Source organism: Prochlorococcus marinus CUG1435, from assembly GCA_017644375.1.
Taxonomy (GTDB): Bacteria; Cyanobacteriota; Cyanobacteriia; order PCC-6307; family Cyanobiaceae; genus Prochlorococcus_A; species Prochlorococcus_A marinus_AH.
Map to the genome: position 1 here is coordinate 1,388,068 of JAEPLP010000001.1, position 16,660 is coordinate 1,404,727.

18 protein-coding genes are annotated in these 16,660 nt (G+C 32.4%); 9 read left to right on the plus strand and 9 right to left on the minus strand.

The features are described from left to right. Positions 1-92 precede the first annotated feature (92 nt). Positions 93-266 carry a hypothetical protein gene (locus tag JJ844_07920; protein MBO6975603.1) on the plus strand — a complete coding sequence of 58 codons (174 nt, stop codon included), beginning with the start codon at positions 93-95 and terminating at the stop codon, positions 264-266. Positions 267-731: 465 nt separating this feature from the next. Here the strand turns inward: JJ844_07920 and urtE are convergent, their stop codons facing one another. The 8 genes from urtE to ureE form a co-directional block, all read right to left on the minus strand. Further along, the gene (gene urtE / locus JJ844_07925; protein ID MBO6975604.1) at positions 732-1,442 is read right to left on the minus strand and encodes an urea ABC transporter ATP-binding subunit UrtE; all 711 of its coding nucleotides are present in this window, start codon (positions 1,440-1,442) and stop codon (positions 732-734) included. A 2-nt stretch (positions 1,443-1,444) separates the two neighbouring features. Then, on the minus strand, positions 1,445-2,194 hold the full coding sequence (urtD, locus tag JJ844_07930) for an urea ABC transporter ATP-binding protein UrtD (GenBank protein MBO6975605.1): 750 nt from the start codon (positions 2,192-2,194) through the stop codon (positions 1,445-1,447). Then, positions 2,187-3,317, minus strand: a complete 1,131-nt coding sequence (gene urtC / locus JJ844_07935; protein ID MBO6975606.1) for an urea ABC transporter permease subunit UrtC — start codon at positions 3,315-3,317, stop codon at positions 2,187-2,189. The genes urtD and urtC overlap by 8 nt, the downstream gene beginning before the upstream one ends. Then, positions 3,317-4,471: an urea ABC transporter permease subunit UrtB gene (gene urtB, locus JJ844_07940; GenBank protein ID MBO6975607.1), complete on the minus strand. Its 1,155-nt coding sequence runs from the start codon at positions 4,469-4,471 to the stop codon at positions 3,317-3,319. Before urtB ends, urtC begins: the two co-directional genes overlap by 1 nt. Before the next feature lie 82 nt (positions 4,472-4,553). After that, positions 4,554-5,831 (minus strand): urea ABC transporter substrate-binding protein, encoded by a 1,278-nt coding sequence (urtA, locus tag JJ844_07945; GenBank protein MBO6975608.1) that lies wholly within the window; start codon positions 5,829-5,831, stop codon positions 4,554-4,556. A gap of 128 nt (positions 5,832-5,959) precedes the next feature. Next, positions 5,960-6,571, minus strand: coding sequence for an urease accessory protein UreG (ureG, locus tag JJ844_07950; protein ID MBO6975609.1), 612 nt, complete (start codon positions 6,569-6,571; stop codon positions 5,960-5,962). Between the two features lie 3 nt (positions 6,572-6,574). Further along, positions 6,575-7,261: an urease accessory protein UreF gene (locus tag JJ844_07955; GenBank protein MBO6975610.1), complete on the minus strand. Its 687-nt coding sequence runs from the start codon at positions 7,259-7,261 to the stop codon at positions 6,575-6,577. Further along, positions 7,254-7,703 carry an urease accessory protein UreE gene (gene ureE, locus JJ844_07960; protein MBO6975611.1) on the minus strand — a complete coding sequence of 150 codons (450 nt, stop codon included), beginning with the start codon at positions 7,701-7,703 and terminating at the stop codon, positions 7,254-7,256. The genes JJ844_07955 and ureE overlap by 8 nt, the downstream gene beginning before the upstream one ends. A 48-nt stretch (positions 7,704-7,751) precedes the next feature. Here ureE and JJ844_07965 point away from each other — a divergent pair, with 48 nt between their 5' ends. Genes JJ844_07965 through ureC form a run of 4 tightly spaced genes read left to right on the plus strand, consistent with a single transcriptional unit; the run spans position 7,752 to position 11,044 of the window. Beyond that, a complete protein-coding gene (locus tag JJ844_07965; GenBank protein ID MBO6975612.1) occupies positions 7,752-8,654 on the plus strand; it encodes an urease accessory protein UreD in 903 nt (300 codons plus the stop codon). Between the two features lie 50 nt (positions 8,655-8,704). Then, a complete protein-coding gene (locus JJ844_07970; protein MBO6975613.1) occupies positions 8,705-9,007 on the plus strand; it encodes an urease subunit gamma in 303 nt (100 codons plus the stop codon). 2 nt (positions 9,008-9,009) lie between these two features. Further along, positions 9,010-9,330 carry an urease subunit beta gene (locus JJ844_07975; GenBank protein MBO6975614.1) on the plus strand — a complete coding sequence of 107 codons (321 nt, stop codon included), beginning with the start codon at positions 9,010-9,012 and terminating at the stop codon, positions 9,328-9,330. A gap of 4 nt (positions 9,331-9,334) precedes the next feature. After that, complete coding sequence (gene ureC / locus JJ844_07980; GenBank protein ID MBO6975615.1) at positions 9,335-11,044, plus strand: urease subunit alpha; 1,710 nt, start codon at positions 9,335-9,337, stop codon at positions 11,042-11,044. On the opposite strand, the gene JJ844_07985 is transcribed toward ureC, so the two are convergent. Further along, entirely contained in the window at positions 11,041-12,267 is a 1,227-nt protein-coding gene (locus JJ844_07985) for a glycosyl transferase (protein MBO6975616.1), read from the minus strand. The genes ureC and JJ844_07985 overlap by 4 nt on opposite strands. Positions 12,268-12,317: 50 nt before the next feature. Between JJ844_07985 and JJ844_07990 the strand changes: the two genes are divergently transcribed. From JJ844_07990 to JJ844_08005, 4 genes are all read left to right on the plus strand, one after another. Beyond that, complete coding sequence (locus tag JJ844_07990) at positions 12,318-14,078, plus strand: sugar phosphorylase (GenBank protein ID MBO6975617.1); 1,761 nt, start codon at positions 12,318-12,320, stop codon at positions 14,076-14,078. A 2-nt stretch (positions 14,079-14,080) separates the two neighbouring features. Beyond that, complete coding sequence (locus JJ844_07995; protein MBO6975618.1) at positions 14,081-14,878, plus strand: mannosyl-3-phosphoglycerate phosphatase-related protein; 798 nt, start codon at positions 14,081-14,083, stop codon at positions 14,876-14,878. A gap of 4 nt (positions 14,879-14,882) precedes the next feature. Beyond that, the gene (locus JJ844_08000; protein ID MBO6975619.1) at positions 14,883-15,827 is read left to right on the plus strand and encodes a kinase; all 945 of its coding nucleotides are present in this window, start codon (positions 14,883-14,885) and stop codon (positions 15,825-15,827) included. An 88-nt stretch (positions 15,828-15,915) separates the two neighbouring features. Next, positions 15,916-16,143: a DUF1830 domain-containing protein gene (locus tag JJ844_08005; protein ID MBO6975620.1), complete on the plus strand. Its 228-nt coding sequence runs from the start codon at positions 15,916-15,918 to the stop codon at positions 16,141-16,143. The last annotated feature ends 517 nt before the right edge of the window (positions 16,144-16,660 follow it).

Below are 16,660 nucleotides of genomic sequence, written 5' to 3' on the forward strand. Positions count from 1 at the left end.
TTTTAAAAATTTCAAAAATCAATATTCAATATTCAAATTTGGTTGACTTTTATTGTTAAAGAGATGATAATATCAAAAATAATTTTTGAATTGTGAGCTCTCTTTCAGATACTTTTGATGATTTTGTTGATGATCTACTTTCATCCGATGTTAATTTGTTGAAAGGGGAACTTGATTTTCTGCTTATGCAACATTTATTTAATTCTTTAGATTTGAAGCTTACAAATAAAACTGAAAATGAAGATTATGAATCATTAGCTGCTTGATATTTATGAAATTTTTTTATGAAAAGTTTTGGGTTCCAGTTTTTGGTCATATTTTATCAAAATTTGTTTTTTTGATAGAAGGCAAAAAGCAAGATTCTAAAAAAAAATAGATTAATTACTTTTTGTCTTTATAAAGTATCTTTAAATACATAATTCAAGTCTATATATTTTGATAACAACAAAAGATGTACTTTAAATTTATGAACATATGCATGGTTGAGATATAAAATAATTGCTTTTTAGCAAATAAAAATGAACAAAAATAATATATTGAAGCCATATACGGTACATTACCGTGATTTTCAAAACATAAGATTAGAAAATTGTTTTTATGCTTTTGACGCTTATGAGGCTAGAACACTAGCAATGGAATTTAATAAGTATATAAATGAGCATCCAAACAGTATAGATCTTATAAGATGCGAAAAATGAATAAAAGTTTTTAGTAATCTAATATAATTTTATTTAAACACTTAAAAACTTATCTATAACTGCTTGACTCAACTCACTAGTATTTCCACTTGCAACAATACCTCCGCGTTGCATCGCATAATATCTATTAGCTTGTCTTACAAAATGTAAGTGTTGTTCAACTAATAAAACACCAATTCCTGTATCTCTAATTATTTGGTTAATTGCATTTTCAATGTCTAAAACTATGTTCGGCTGAATACCTTCCGTTGGTTCGTCAAGTAATAGAAGTTGAGGTTTGCCAAGCAATGCTCTTGCAATAGCTAATTGCTGTTGTTGTCCTCCACTAAGATCTCCTCCTTTCCTCTGAAGAAAATCTTTTAGGATTGGGAAGAGATCATAAATAAATGGATCTATTTTCTTGTTCTTAGATAATCCACCCGGTAGAGACTCCATTCCTAACATGAGATTTTCTTCAACTGATAGATATGGAATAATTTCCCTTCCTTGAGGAACATAAGCCATTCCTTTCCTCGCCCTCTGATGAGGTGCTTTTCTATTGATATTTTCACCAGTCAAATAAATATCGCCTTTTTTTTGTTTTAATAAACCAATTAGTGATTTCAATAAAGTTGTTTTGCCAACTCCATTTCTTCCAATCAAACAAACCATTTCTCCTGATTTAACATTTAAATCTACATCTCTAAGAATATGACTCTCACCATAATAAGTATTTAATGATTTTATTTCGAGTAAATTTTCCATAACTAGTCTTCAGGTCTTCCTAAATAAACATCAATAACTTTTTTGTCTTTTTGTATGGTTTCCATCGTTCCCTCACATAATACTGTGCCCTGATTTAAAACTGAAACATTACTATCAAGTCTTCTTATAAATTCCATATCGTGATCTATTACCACTACGGTATTTTCTCCTGATAAAGATTTTAATAAATCAGCTGTAAGATCAGTTTCTTCATCCGTTAAACCAGCAACAGGTTCATCTACTAACATCAAATCTGGCTTTTGTCCTACTAACATGGCTATTTCGAGCCATTGTTTTTGGCCATGTGATAAGGATCCAGCTTTAGAATCAACTTTTTGAGCTAAATTAACAATCTTCATAAGACGTTCAATCTCATTTAGCTGCTCATCCTTAATACTTTTATTTATAAGGTTTAAGGGACTTTTAGGAGTTGTCACAGATATTTCAAGATTTTCTTTAACCGTTAGATTTTCAAAGATTCTTGGACTTTGAAACTTTCTTCCCACTCCAAGCCTTGCTATTTTATGCTCCTTTCTACCTACTAAAGATTTTCCTTTGAAAATTACTTCACCTTTTGTTGGCTTAACCTTTCCAGTTATTACATCAAGAAATGTTGTTTTACCTGCCCCATTAGGTCCTATTACAGCTCTTAATTCTCCTTTCTTTAAATTTAAATTAAGTTTGTTAAGAGCTAAAAAACCCTCGAAACTAACAGTAATATCTATTAAATTTAGAAGATCCTTATTATTCATTATTCCCCTCCTTATTGTTAACTTCTAAGCTTGGATAAGTTTCAATCTTCCTTTTCAAACCAAATCTTTGAAGAAGGTTCCTAGGACCATCTCCTTGAATCCATCCTAAAACTCCTTCTGGCAGAGCTGTTACAACTAGGATAAATAACCCTCCTTGGATAAACATCCAGCTAGCAGGTAAAGCTTCACTTACTAGACTTTTTGCGTAGTTGATAAAAACTGCTCCTAGTATTGCTCCCAATAAAGTTCCTCTACCTCCAACAGCAACCCATATAACCATTTCTATAGAAAAGGGAACTGTCATAAATTGTGGTGATACTATTCCAGACTGAACAGTATATAAAGCTCCAGAAATTCCAGCGAGACCTCCAGCAATAGAAAATACTATCGTCTTGAATATAACTGGGTTATATCCTGTAAACCTAACTCTTGGTTCATCATCTCGTATTCCTATAAGAATATTTCCAAATCTTCCTCTAACTACCCACTTTGCAAAAAACCATGCCGCTATAACTAGTATGGCCGTTATCCAAAAGAATATTCTTTGCATGGACTCAGAACCTACCATCTGACCAAATAGTTGTGTTACATCTGTTTTCAATCCATTTGTTCCATTTATAAGTTTTTGTTGTCCATTAAAGAAGTTAAAGAATACAAGGAGAGAAGCTTGAGTAAGTATAGAAAAATAAACCCCTTTGATTCTATTCCTGAAAACAAGAAATCCAATTAAACCAGCAACCAATGCTGGAATTATCCAGATAGCGAAGAAGGTGAAAATTGGCGATTTAAACGGTTCCCAGAAAAAAGGCAATTTTTCAACACCGTATAAAGCAAAAAATTCAGGAATATTATTTGGGAATTCAGAAGAGCTTGTTATTTGCAAATACATTGCTGCGCAATATCCACCTAATGCAAAAAATATACCTTGTCCAAGACTTAACAAACCTGTATATCCCCAGATAAGATCTACACCAAGAGCTACTATGGACAAAGATAAGTATCTACCTAGAAGGTTTAGTCTAAATACAGGGAGTAAGGTTGGTGCTGCAATAATTAGAGCTATTAATATTATCCAGAATGATAATACTATTTTTTTATCAAATTTAAATTTACTTAGAGACATTAGTTTTCCACCATCCTGCCTTTTTGAGGAAATAAACCTGTTGGTTTAAATTGCAAGAATATAACTATTAATGCAAATATCATTACTCTTGCCATACTTGTTGTAGCAAAAAAGTTGATTGTGTTTGAGAGTGGTAAAGGCATATCTGGCCAAATTGATAAGAGCCTTCCAGCTCCAATTAAATCAGTCATTATTCCTATTCCAAAGGAAGCAAGTACTGTACCTAATAAATTTCCTACTCCTCCTAGCACTACAACCATAAAACAACCAACGATATAATTTCCGCCAACATTTGGTCCTACAGAACCTAATAGTGATACTGCTACTCCAGCAACTCCTGCTAAGCCAGATCCTATTCCGAAGGTAATTATATCCACTTTTTCAGTAGATATACCAAGGCAGTCACTCATTTGTCGGTTCTGAGTAACTGCTCTAATACGCATCCCCCAAGCACTTTGGTTTAGAAATAATGTTATTGCAATTACAGAGATAAGTGTAATTACAATTATCATTAATCTTGTTTTAGGAAATGCAGTTCCTAAAATTTCTACTTGACCTCTCATCCATGAGGGAGCTGTTACATCAACATTACGAGCACTCGCTCTACTTATTTTGCTTACATTGGATGAAATAACGCTACCGGTAAGAACACCAGTTAAAGCAGCCAATATCCAAGAACTAAATCTAAAATATTTGAAATTTATTGATTCTTTTATTTTTTGGGGAAACGTTGTTGGTAAAAATAAACCAATTATAAGACTTATAACTAAACCAGTCCCATAAGCCAATGGTACACTTCTGACAAATTGTTGAAGAATTAAGCTAACACCCCAAGTGGCGAGGAGAGTTTCTAGTGGACTTCCATAAAGCTTCCTAATTATAGTTTTTTCCAGGAGAATGCCTACTACTCCACTAACAATGAAAGCAAGGAAAATTGAAACTATTATGTATGAATTGTAGAAGGGTTTTAATATGGGTAATTTGAAAATTAATTGCGTAACGTATGTTGTGTAAGCCCCAAGCATCATAAGTTCTCCATGGGCAAGATTTATAACACCCATAAGACCAAAAACAATCGCAAGACCTAATGCCGCAACAAGTAGTACAGATCCGATCGCAACACCATTAAAAAGACTGTCGAGAAGTAACTCCAATGTGAAAAAGTAAATATTTGTTTATATAAAATAAAAGGAGGTGTTAACCTCCTTTTATTTTGAAGCATAGGTTTTAATTAAATTAAAGCTTATACTTTTCTCCTTTTGAAGGATCTGTCCAATCGCATGCAAATCCTTTTGAGCTTGGATGTTTTTGGTTCCATGCTTGAGGAAGAACAACTCCAGTCTCTTCAAGAATTGTAAAGCCACCCTCTGCATTAATCTCTCCAATTCTTACTGTTTGAGATAAGTGATGGTTAGGCATAACTTCAACTGGACCTTGTGGGGCATCAAACTTTTGTCCAACTAGTGCTTCCCTTACTGCGTTGTCGTCGAAAGTTCCAGCATCTTCAACTGCTTGTTTCCATAAGTAAACCATGTTATAAGCAGATTCTTGAGGATCAGCTACAACACGATCTGCTCCCCATCTTTTCTTGAAACTTTTAGCAAATTTCTTAGATGCAGGAGTATCAATTGACATCATGTAATTCCATGCACCGTAGTGACCTTCAAGGAACTCAGGACCAATTGTACTAATCTCTTCTTCAGCAATTGAATAGTTCATTACGTAGTAGCCACTCGAAGGAGTGATACCAGCGTCTTGAATCTGTTTGAAGAATGCAACGTTTTGGTCACCATTAAGTGTATTAATGATTATTCCACCTTCAGGAAGCGCCTTTTTGATTTTTGAGATAATTGGAGCAACTTCAGTATTTCCTAGTGGAAGATAATCTTCTCCAACAACTTTACCGCCCAATTGTTTTACCTGAGCTTTTGTAATTGTGTTTGAAGTTCTTGGGAAAACATAATCAGAACCTACAAGGAAGAAATCTCCACCAGCTGCGGGAGAACGCTTATACATGAAATCTGTAGCGGGTTCTGATTGTTGGTTTGGTGTGGCTCCTGTATAGAAAATGTTGTTAGAACATTCTTGAGCTTCATATTGAATTGGGTAGTAGAGGAACGCATCTTTTGATTCGTAGACAGGTAACATTGCCTTTCTACTTGCAGATGTCCATCCACCAAATACGACAGGAACTCCGTCTTGGTCTATAAGTTTCTTTGATTTTTCAGCAAAGGTAGGCCAGTCAGATGCACCATCTTCAACTATGTATTCTATTTTGTAGCTTTTGCCGCCGACATTAACACCACCAGCAGCATTTATCTCTTCAATAGCCATTTTTTCTGTATCAACAAGAGTTGATTCAGAGATAGCCATTGTTCCGGATAACGAATGCAAAATACCAACGGTTACTGTGTCATCGAAACTTCCGGAGGTTCCGCCTCCACCACACGAAGTTGCAGTGACCGCAAGTGAGGCAGTAGCTAAACCTGCCAAAATACGCCTTGAAATTCTCATGAATTAGGATAAATTAGGTAATTGACCCTCATTAGGGGGATAAAATAAAAGTTATTAACGAGTGAGGATTCGTTTTGTATCAGTCGTAACTTTTTGTTGAATCCAATATATAATTAATTAACATTTTTCTAGTTTGGATTGTTGGGAATATGTGATTCTAAAAATTGAATTATTTCTTCAACTCCTTTGCCGTTACTTAGATTGGTAAAAAACCAAGGTTTCCCTTTTCTCATAAATTCAGTATCACTTTTCATAATATTTAAATCTGCACCAACCATATCTGCTAAGTCAATTTTGTTTATTAATAATAAATCTGACCTTGTTATCCCTGGTCCCCCTTTTCTAGGAATTTTGTCACCGGCAGATACATCAATCACATATATTGATAAATCTACAAGTTCTGGACTAAAACTAGATGCTAAATTATCACCTCCGCTTTCTACAAAAACAAAATCTAAAGGATTATATTTAATTTCTAAATCTAAAACTGCGTTTTTATTTAAGGAACAATCCTCTCTTATCGCTGTATGAGGACAACCTCCTGTTTCTACACCAATAATCCTTCCTTCCTCTAAAACTTTTTTATTTATAAGAAAGTTAGCATCTTCTTTGGTATAAATATCATTAGTAACAACAGCTATCTCATAATTTTTTTTCAGGCTTAAGCATAGAGTCTCTACTAATGCAGTTTTTCCTGAGCCTACAGGCCCAGCAACTCCTACTCTCAATTTGCTGCTCATAAATTAATTTCTAAAAAGCTTTGTATAAAGGTCATTATGATTTTGTTGTGCCATAGCTAAACCTACATTGCCAAAATAGATGTCATTAATTTCTTTGTCCATAATTTCTTTAGAAACTTTTGAAATTATTGCTAATAAATCTCTCTGAATTAATTGTGCTTTTGTTGAACCAATAGGAATAATCCTCAATGCTGCACTAAGTTGGTTTGCACTCCATGCGTAGAAAAAATTCTCAACCATTTCTAACTTCGTAATTTCAAAACAATAACAAGCCCAACTCCACGCAAAAGACCAGGAGTTTTTCTTATTTTTTTTATATATATATTCGAATCCAAATTCTTTGTTTAGATCAAAGAGAGATTTTGCCATTTGAGTTTGTTGTTCTCTCATTTCGACTGAGTCTTTTGATGCGAGGATCCATTTATCCAAACTCATTAGCTTTTGCAAATTACTTTTTAAATTTTTGCCATCGTTTAACTCTTTATAAATATCAAAAAAATCTAATAATAGTCTAGCATCTAGTCTAATCTGGCCAATTTCTAGTTCACTTATGATTAATTCTTTTACCGAATTTGAGTCTTTTAAATCTTTGGTATTTAAGTAACTCTCTAATCCCTCCGAATAACAAAATCCTCCAACTGGTAAGTTAGGGCTTATTAATAAATATTTTAATAAGTGACTTTTACTCATGACTATGGGCGCCTCTTTCCGGAAAAAACTTTTTTTTTGTATTTTTTACATCAACATTAAAATTAAGAAGCATATTTTTAATAACATAATCACTTTTTGTAAGAAGAATGCCTTCTTCGATTTCTACCTCTACGTGCCTATTTCCAAGATGATAAGCGGTTTTAATAAGTTCAATTTTAGAATTTGAACTTATTTCAATTAAATTTTCTGTTTTGGCAATTATCTCTACATAAAAATTGGACTCATTAGTTGAAAGAATATCTCCATCATTTAATTTTCCCTCTCTAGGTAATTGTAAAATTATTTCTTGATCACAATCAGTTAATCTTTTTCCTCGTAAGATTCTTCTTTCTTCTGAACTTAGGGTAAGTTTTAAAAATGAACCTAATTTCGGTTTTTCCTTAATCCAATCAGTTACAACAATTTGTTTATTCATTCTCATAATCAAAATTTTTGGTTACTTTAATCTAGTAATTAAAGAAAACAATTTATGATTAAAACTTCATGGGAAGGTAATTGTTTCTTAAATTTTTTCAATAATAAAGCAAGTTTAGGAAATGTTGATAAAACAATCTTTAAATCTAAATCAACTTCTCCTTACAAGTTATTAAAGTCTACTCATGATCAGGAGGGTAGGTGCATTTTACCTGTACTTCATACTGCAGGGGGATTGGTTGGCGGCGATTTACTTGAGTTTGAGGTAAACCTTGAAAAAAACTCTAAGGTATTGTTGACTACTTCTTCAGCTCAGAAAGTATATGGATCAGTTGGGATATCTAAAATCAATCCAAAAGGAACTTTTTCAAAGCAAAAAAATCTAATAAATATTCTTGATAATTCTCATTTGGAATATCTCCCTCAAGAAACAATTATCTTTGCAAATGGTTTATTTGATCAAATTTTTAAAGTATCTATTTCAGAAACTTCAAGTTTTTTATTTACTGATTTAATAAGACTTGGAAGATCTTCCTCTGGTGAATCTATTGAGAGTGGAGTTTTTAGGTCTAAATTAGAAATTATGAGAAATAATGATTTATTTGATGATTGGGAATATGTTGATCAAATTGAATTATCTAAGGCAAGTTATGCAGCCAAATCAGGTATGGATTACATGCCTGTTTTTGGATCTTTAATTTGGATTTGCAAAAAAGATTTTTCCAAATCGAAAATAAATAATCTTGTGGGAAATATAAAAAAGATTTTCAATGAAACTGATAATAATTTATCTATTGGAATCCTTGAAAATGGAATCTCTGTAAGATTTCTGGGGAGTTCTTCTCAAGAAGCTAGGAAATGTTTTTTTTGTATTTGGAAACAAATTAGGTCTGTTAGTGGATTTTGTGAGCCAAAATATCAAGGTGTATGGCCTTTACAAGATTCTATGAATTATTAATTATGTTCAGAAAGAACCTTTTTTAAGAATAAATAGATTAATTTTTTATTATGCATCTTTCACCTCAAGAAAAGGATAAATTACTGATTTTTTCTGCTGCTCTCTTAGCTGAAAGAAGGCTTAGTCGAGGTCTTAAGCTTAATTATCCTGAAACAATTGCTTTTTTGAGTTTTCAAGTTCTTGAAGGAGCTCGAGATGGAAAAAGTGTAAGTCAATTAATGTCAGAGGGAACTACCTGGCTTTCAAAATCACAAGTTATGGAGGGCATTCCTGAAATGGTTGATGAAGTCCAAATTGAAGCAGTTTTCCCAGATGGGACAAAGTTAGTTACTATTCACAATCCGATTAACTAGTTATGAGTAATTTAATTCCTGGCGAAATAATACCTGAACAAGGTGAAATCGAATTAAATCTTGGTAAGGAAGTTAAAACATTAAAAGTTTCTAATTCTGGAGATAGGCCTGTACAAATTGGATCTCATTATCATTTTTTTGAAGCTAATAAGTCTTTAATTTTTGACCGAGAAGAAGCATTTGGTATGCGTCTTGACATTCCTGCAGGAACAGCAATTAGATTCGAACCTGGAGACACAACTGATGTCAAATTAGTTCCATATTCAGGTTTAAGGTTTGTACATGGTTTTAATTCATTGGTTAACGGTTCTTTAGATACGTAAAATTATGTCCTATAAAATTGACAGAAATACTTATGCGCAAACTTACGGACCCACGACCGGGGATAGAGTAAGACTTGCTGATACCGAACTTTTTATAGAAGTAGAAAAGGATTTAACTACATATGGAGATGAAGTTAAGTTCGGTGGAGGTAAAGTTATTAGAGATGGGATGGGACAGTCTCAATTAAGAAGATCTGATGGAGCTGTAGATACCGTAATAACTAATGCTTTGATCGTAGATTGGTGGGGAATAATTAAGGCTGATGTGGGTATAAAAGATGGAATGATTTTTGAAATTGGTAAGGCTGGTAATCCTGATATCCAGGATAATGTAGATATTGTTATTGGTGCATCAACAGAAGTAATAGCTGGAGAAGGCCATATTCTTACTGCGGGTTCAATAGATACCCATATACATTTTATATGTCCCCAACAAATTGAAACGGCATTAGCTTCTGGAATCACAACTATGTTAGGAGGAGGAACTGGACCTGCAACTGGCACAAATGCCACTACTTGTACTCCAGGTTCTTTTCATATTTCAAGGATGCTTCAATCTGCAGAAGCATTCCCCATGAATTTAGGTTTTTTTGGAAAAGGAAATTCAACAAACGAGAGAAATCTTATTGATCAGGTTGAAGCTGGTGCATGTGGATTGAAGCTTCATGAGGATTGGGGAACGACTCCCTCTACAATAAATTCTTGTCTTAATGTTGCAGATAAGTTTGACGTACAAGTATGTATTCATACTGATACTTTGAATGAGGCAGGCTTTGTTGAAGATACCATCAACGCTATTGCAGGAAGAACTATTCATACTTTTCATACGGAAGGAGCAGGTGGAGGACATGCGCCAGATATTATTAAAATTTGTGGAGAAAAAAATGTTCTTCCAAGTAGTACTAATCCAACAAGACCCTATACGAAGAATACATTAGAAGAACATCTTGACATGTTAATGGTTTGTCATCATTTAGATTCTAAAATCCCAGAAGATATTGCATTTGCTGAATCAAGGATCAGAAGAGAGACTATTGCAGCTGAGGATATTTTGCATGATATAGGTGCCTTTTCAATTATTGCTAGTGATTCTCAAGCTATGGGAAGAGTTGGTGAAGTAATTACAAGAACTTTTCAAACAGCTCATAAAATGAAAGTACAAAGGGGGCCGCTATCGCAGGATTCTGATAGAAACGATAATTACAGAGTAAAGAGATATATTTCTAAAGTTACAATTAATCCTGCAATAGCTCACGGTATTGATAAACATGTAGGGTCTATAGAAAAGGGTAAAATTGCAGATTTGGTATTGTGGAAACCTTCTTTTTTTGCGGTAAAACCTGAATTAGTTGTTAAAGGAGGATCTATTGTTTGGTCCCAAATGGGTGATGCAAATGCTTCAATTCCTACTCCAGGTCCTGTACATGGTAGACCTATGTTTGCAAGTTTCGGCCAATCTCTAATTAAAAGTTCTTTTACCTTCTTAAGTAAAAATGCAATTGATCAAAATATTCCTAATAAATTAGGTTTACAAAAGAAATGTATTGCCGTTGAAAATACCAGAAATATCTCTAAATCACACTTGAAACTTAATAGTAAACTACCAAATATTTCAGTTGATCCTCAAACTTATGAAGTTTTTTCTGATGGGGAACTTCTTACTTGTGAACCCCTTGATGAAGTCCCAATGGCTCAAAGGTACTTTTTACTTTAGAAGTTTTTAATTAATTCTTTTTCAGTTGTCTTTATATCTTGTGACCCTGCAATTGCTAAATCTTCTTGCAGTTTGTTCTCACAAGATAGAACTCTTGACCAACTTGGTAACTGCTGTGTTGTAGGGCAAGCTAAATAATCTACTGTCGCTGGTCTTAAAAGTTTCGCAAATTTTTGTACTGATAGTTCTTCTTCATGCCTATCGTATGGAAGTTGATTAACTGCTGAATCTAATCCAAATTGTTTTACTCTATCTTCTCCAACTCTTTTATAAAGAACTTCTAAGGTTGATAGTTGAGTACTTGTTAAGGTCTCTGCTTGATGCTCCATCAGACCTCTTAAAACACTTGAAAGTATTTCTGTGCACATTTTTTGCAATCCTTCTTTAGATGAATCACCAATATTCTTATGTTTATGATCAAACAAACCTAGGTCAACTTGGGCTATTTTGGAGGTTCTTACGTTTCTATAAACCTCTGATAATAAACCTATCTCTAAACCCCAGTCGCAAGGAATTCTTAAATTCATTGCAAGGTCTTTAGTGAAAGCAAACTCACCAGCTAATGGATATCTAAATGATTGAAGATATTGTAAGAAGGGACCCTTCCCTACCAACTGTTCAAGACTTGCCAATAAGGGACCTACAAATAATCTTGTTGCTCTACCTTGCAATTGATTGGTCTCTAAGGATAACCTGCTGTAAAAGGCCTTTACGTATGATATTCCATAAGATTCATCGAGAAGTGGAAGTATCATTCTTGAAGGATACAAAGGACTAAAAGTTCTTATATCAGCATCAAAAAGAGCAACAACTTCTGATTTTCTAGTGGCAACTCCTATGCCTTGCCAGACAGCCCATCCTTTCCCTGGAGTTCCTAAAAGTTCTAAGCCATTTTTTTCTTGGCTTTTTAATAGTTCTATTACAGAGGGAGAATTAGTCCATTGAACGTGAACTGGAAATGGCATTGAGTCAAAAAAGGAATTTGCTGCTTTAACTTGCTCAACTGTTTTTGCAGATAGAGCAATAACTAATTCATTTAAGCCTGTAAGGTCTTTTAAAACTTCTCTTATGTCTTTTAATGCTGGACGCTCAAACTCTTCATATAAGCAAGGTATTAAAATGCTAGTTGATCTATTTTTAAGACTTTTGTTTAATTCTTTAAGTAAATTTCTTGTAACTCCATATTCATGTATTGTTGTGATTAACCCTTGTTGAAAGTCCATTTTCTAATTGATGTGCAGAATAGTAATAATACTTCGTTGATTTTTTCAAAGTGAAGCAAATTGATTCAGAGAAAAAATTAGATAGATTAAAGATTGAAAAATTGTTAAAAACAATTTATTCAAATAATACTACAGAAGAAATTAATTTTATTTCAAATCAATTATTACAGATTTTAGATGATTTCTCAGAGAAATCTGCTTATGAAGAAATAAGAGATAACGAAAGGTGGAATGAATCTCATTCGGTTTTGATAACTTATGCAGATAGTATTTATAAAAATGGCGAGGCAACATTAAAAACTCTTGGTGAGTTGTTAAGTAAATATTTTGGCAGTCTTTCTAAAGTTGTACATATTCTTCCTTTTCTGAAATCTACAAGTGATGGAGGTTTTGCAGTCTCAAGTTATGATTCCTTAGAAGAAAAATTTGGTGGTTGGGAAGATCTCAAAAGTATTTCTAAAAATCATGATTTGATGGCTGATTTGGTACTAAACCATGTCTCATCATCTCACCCATGGGTTCAACAATTTATTAAATCCCAAGAACCGGGTATATCAAATGTTTTTTCACCGAAACAAAATCTTGACTGGTCAAATGTAGTTAGACCTAGAAGTTCCTCTTTGTTTTCTCAAATAAATACTGAAGATGGCCCTAAACAAGTTTGGACAACTTTTGGCCCAGATCAAATTGATTTGAATTGGCATAATCCAAAAATGACTCTTGAGTTCTTAAATTTAATTATTACTTATTTATCCAATGGAATTAAATGGTTCAGACTTGATGCAGTAGGTTTTATTTGGAAGGAATCAGGAACAACTTGCTTGCATCTACCAAAAGCACATTCAATTGTGAAACTCTTAAGAGTTCTTTTAAATAATCTTCTTGATGAGGGAGTTTTAATAACTGAAACTAATGTTCCTCAGAAGGAAAATCTATCTTATCTGATTCCTGATAATGAAGCCCATATGGCATACAATTTCCCATTGCCTCCTCTTCTCCTAGAAGCAATTATTACTTCAAGAGCTGATATTCTAAATTCATGGATTTTTGATTGGCCAGCATTACCTGATGATACTACTCTTTTTAATTTCACAGCATCTCACGATGGTGTTGGGCTAAGAGCTCTTGAGGGTTTAATGAATGAGCAGAGAATAAAAGATTTATTAATTAATTGTGAGAAAAGAGGCGGATTAGTAAGTCATAGACGTTTATCAAATGGTGATGATAAACCTTATGAATTGAATATTAGTTGGTGGAGTGCAATGGAAGACTCCAGTAGGGATGCTAAAAGATTTCAATATGAGAGATTTATTTTGAGTCAATTATTAGTAATGGCTCTGAAAGGGGTTCCTGCCTTTTATTTACCAGCATTACTAGCTTCAGAGAATGATATCAAAAGTTTTTCTATGACAGGTCAAAGAAGGGACCTCAATAGAGAAAAGTTTAAATCGGAAAATCTTCTAGCAGTTTTAAATAATTCTGAATCTAATGCTAATAAAAACTTAAAATATCTTCGTATTGCTATGGATGTCAGATCTGAATTAAAGCAATTTCACCCTTGTTCGGATATGAAATGTTTATCTAAAGGTAGAAGTGATATTGTTGTAATCAAAAGAAGTAAAGGACCTAAGTCTGTTTATGCAATCCATAATATGACTGAAAATAAAATTAATTATCAATTGAATGATAATGACCTCCCAAAAATAATTGATAATGATTTTAATACCCAAGATTTCTTAACATCCACTAAATACAATTGCAAAAATATTAGTCTTGATCCTTTTCAAGTAATTTGGCTTAGTGCTTTATAAAAATGATTGAAAATTCTTCTATTTGGGTTGTAAGTGATGTAGATGGTACTTTAATGGATCACTCCTATGATTTATCACCTGCTAGAGAAACCATAAAAAAACTACAAAAATTATCTATACCTGTAATTCTTTGTACAAGCAAAACCGCTTCTGAAGTAAAAGTTATTAGGAAGGAATTAAACTTAACAGATCCCTATATTGTTGAAAATGGTGCAGCAATATATGGTGAATCTCTTGAAAAGGTTAATGGAGAAATTATCCTTGGAAAAAAATACGAATTTCTTGAAGAAATCTTAAATCTTATTTCTAAAGAAATTGATTATAAGCTTATTCCTCTAAATGATCTAACTGATGAAGAAGCGACTGATCTTACAGGGATAAAAGGAAACTCATTAAGCTTAATGAGAGATAGGCATTGGAGTATGCCTTTTTTAAATCCGCCAGATTTTTTAGAAGAAAAAATTAAAATCTGTTGTAAAAAGCTGAAAGTCGATGTCTTTAAGGGAAATAGAATGAGTCACCTATTATCTATAAACTCTAATAAAGGGAAAGCAATAAATGCTCTTAAAAAATATTCAAATATTCAAAATATTCAAATTGTAGGTTTGGGGGATTCTCCAAATGATTTGCCTCTACTTTTAAACTCAGATATTAGAATTGTTATTCCAGGAATACATGGACCTAACTTAAATTTAATTAAAAAATTAAAAGATTTTGAATTTACTTTAGCCTCTGAACCAAATGGATATGGTTGGAAAAATGAAATAAATAAATTAATAAATAAGCTAGGACTAATTTAGAAATGTGAAAAATTTAAATATTAATTTTCCTCTTGATAAATTTGAAAAATTAATTATTGATATAGGTTGGGAATCTTTGGATGATTGGTTTAATTTTTGGAATAATCAAAAAAGCATTATTTCAATTAATCAATATTGGAATAATAAAATAAATGATGATTGGATTTGGGGTTTAGCTCTTCCTCTTTTGTCACATGCTTACAAATTTCATAATAATTTTTCTGATAGAAAAATAATTGGTATCTCAGCCTTACCTGGAACAGGCAAAACAACTTTAGGTAAATGGCTTGAAGCAATATCATTAAAATTAAACTTTAAAATTGGGGTTATTTCAATTGATGATTTTTATCTTCCTTCAAATGAAATGAAAATAGCAATTAAGAATAATCCTTGGAATGTCGCAAGAGGTTTTCCTGGTAGTCACTCTGTAAAATTAATGCATGAAAAATTATTAAATTGGAAACTAAAAGGAGAATTAAATGTACCCGTTTTTGATAAATCTTTGAGAAATGGCTTAGGAGATAGATCTCATTGGAGATTAGATAATCCTGATCTATTAATTATTGAGGGATGGTTTTTGGGCATAGAACCTCTTTCTGGAGATTTTAATTATCAAAATGTAAATTCAGTAGAGCTCAGCGCTCATGAATTATCTTATAGGCATAATATTCAAAATAATTTACAGGAATATTTAGAAGTCTGGAGTTTAATTGATAAAATTTGGCACTTTAAGCCTTTGAAGTTTGAATATATGAATATTTGGAAGACAAATCAAGAAAAAGAAATGTTTTTACAGAAAGGAAATGCTCTTCAGGATGAAAAATTATCTAGTTTCTTGAGAATGCTAAATGTTTCTATCCCTCATAATAGTTTTGATGATATAAAATCTTATGCGTTGTTATTAATTGATCAAGAAAGAAAATTAGTTGAGATCGGATTAAATACGTAGAACTTTCTAAATATTTTTTTTAGTAATTTTTTATACATTTTAATTAGCTCTTAATGTTGTTTAATTGTATATATTTTGTTGTTTAGGAATGGTTGAGTTTTCTTACAAAAACGAAAGCTGTAGGATGGTTGTCTTGAGATGTATTGGCCCATCAAATTTTTTTCTTGAGAGAGTTTTATTCCCAACTGATATACTTACTTTTAAAGCACCAAACGATTCAAGAGTAGAAATCTGGGGAAATGAATTATATGGCCCTAAGTTGGAAGAGAGAATAAGAATTTCTGCTGATAATGAAGATTCGACTTTAGTAGCTTAAAAAAATCTTCTAATTGTCTTCGAGTCATAATTTTTTACAAATATATATTTTTTATTGATATTATCTAACTAGTTTTAGTTTTTATAAATGTATTATTTTTCTTCTTTTGCGATAGGCGGCTTTGTGCCTTCTGCAGCTATAGCAGGTGTGTTACTTTTAGTGGGTTTAGGAGCTTTCTTTTACCTTGGTATTAAGGGTCCAACGGATTATTAAACCCGTAGAGTAACTAACAAGTGATTATTTAAATTTTTCATTCAATTATCAAATAACTATGGATTTAACAACTGTTTTATTTATATTAAGCTTACCTTTTGTTTTATTAACTATTTACTTCGGCACAAAAAATGATTTTTATGAAAGTGAAAATTATAAGGGTGATGGTTGTGCTCACGATGTGAAAAGGTAAATCTATTTTTCAGTTCCTATCATTATGAATTCTCTTTTTATATCAAATAACAATTAAATCTATATTTTAGTTTTACCTGCTTTATTTTAATTATTTTTCAAAATTATAGGT

Bases quoted from the DNA above. Each gene is read 5' to 3' on its own strand.
- ureG (MBO6975609.1), bottom strand. From the start codon at position 6,571: ATGAGCAGCAAATTGAGAGTAGGAGTTGCTGGGCCTGTAGGCTCAGGA.
- JJ844_07985 (MBO6975616.1), bottom strand. From the start codon at position 12,267: ATGGACTTTCAACAAGGGTTAATCACAACAATACATGAATATGGAGTT.
- JJ844_07955 (MBO6975610.1), bottom strand. From the start codon at position 7,261: ATGAGTAAAAGTCACTTATTAAAATATTTATTAATAAGCCCTAACTTA.
- JJ844_07995 (MBO6975618.1), top strand. From the start codon at position 14,081: ATGATTGAAAATTCTTCTATTTGGGTTGTAAGTGATGTAGATGGTACT.
- ureE (MBO6975611.1), bottom strand. From the start codon at position 7,703: ATGAGAATGAATAAACAAATTGTTGTAACTGATTGGATTAAGGAAAAA.
- urtA (MBO6975608.1), bottom strand. From the start codon at position 5,831: ATGAGAATTTCAAGGCGTATTTTGGCAGGTTTAGCTACTGCCTCACTT.
- urtC (MBO6975606.1), bottom strand. From the start codon at position 3,317: ATGTCTCTAAGTAAATTTAAATTTGATAAAAAAATAGTATTATCATTC.
- JJ844_07975 (MBO6975614.1), top strand. From the start codon at position 9,010: ATGAGTAATTTAATTCCTGGCGAAATAATACCTGAACAAGGTGAAATC.
- JJ844_07970 (MBO6975613.1), top strand. From the start codon at position 8,705: ATGCATCTTTCACCTCAAGAAAAGGATAAATTACTGATTTTTTCTGCT.
- urtE (MBO6975604.1), bottom strand. From the start codon at position 1,442: ATGGAAAATTTACTCGAAATAAAATCATTAAATACTTATTATGGTGAG.
- urtD (MBO6975605.1), bottom strand. From the start codon at position 2,194: ATGAATAATAAGGATCTTCTAAATTTAATAGATATTACTGTTAGTTTC.
- ureC (MBO6975615.1), top strand. From the start codon at position 9,335: ATGTCCTATAAAATTGACAGAAATACTTATGCGCAAACTTACGGACCC.
- JJ844_07965 (MBO6975612.1), top strand. From the start codon at position 7,752: ATGATTAAAACTTCATGGGAAGGTAATTGTTTCTTAAATTTTTTCAAT.
- JJ844_08005 (MBO6975620.1), top strand. From the start codon at position 15,916: ATGGTTGAGTTTTCTTACAAAAACGAAAGCTGTAGGATGGTTGTCTTG.